Origin of the sequence: Gordonia zhenghanii (genome assembly GCF_021738965.1) — a bacterium.
Lineage (GTDB): Bacteria > Actinomycetota > Actinomycetes > Mycobacteriales > Mycobacteriaceae > Gordonia > Gordonia zhenghanii.
Window position 1 is genome coordinate 1 of the sequence record NZ_JAKKOQ010000038.1, and the last position, 577, is coordinate 577.

Genomic DNA, 577 nt, shown 5'->3' on the forward strand with positions numbered 1-577 from the left:
TGGATCACCTCCTTTCTAAGGAGCAGACAACACCCGATGCCCGGCCCGAACGCGGCCGAGATCGGTGTTTGTTCACGGGTGAAACACAAGAAACCCACCTGCGGTGAGCACATAGGATGCGCTCACTGTTATGCGGGTGGGGACGGATTGCGGGTGACCGTGTCATCGGAGATCACACACTATCGGGGTTCTGAGAGAACACACGCGCCACACTAGGTGTGGCGTTCGTGTTGTCTCTAGTTGTGCTCACTGGGTTTCCGCCGGCGGTTGTCGGTGTGGGGTTGGGTGGGTGTGTGTTGTTTGAGAAGTAGATAGTGGATGCGAGCATCAAAAAGGTGATGGAGATGTATGTCTTTGTTTCTTTTGGTGTTGTATTGCAATTTCAAAGATTTTTGTTGTTGTGTAATCCACATTCGTGTCACAGCCCCTATTTCTTTTGTGTGGTGGGGTGTTGTGGTGTGTTTGTGGGTGTTGTTGTAAGTGTTTTAGGGCGTTCGGTGGATGCCTTGGTACCAGGAGCCGATGAAGGACGTGGTAGGCCGCGATAGTCCTCGGGGAGTTGTCAAACGAGCTGTGA

At 52.3% G+C, this 577-nt stretch carries 1 rRNA gene; it reads left to right on the forward strand.

Features of this window, described 5'->3' with window-relative positions:
* Nucleotides 1-474: 474 nt before the first annotated feature.
* Nucleotides 475-577, forward strand: a 23S ribosomal RNA gene (locus L5G32_RS19140); the annotation flags it as partial.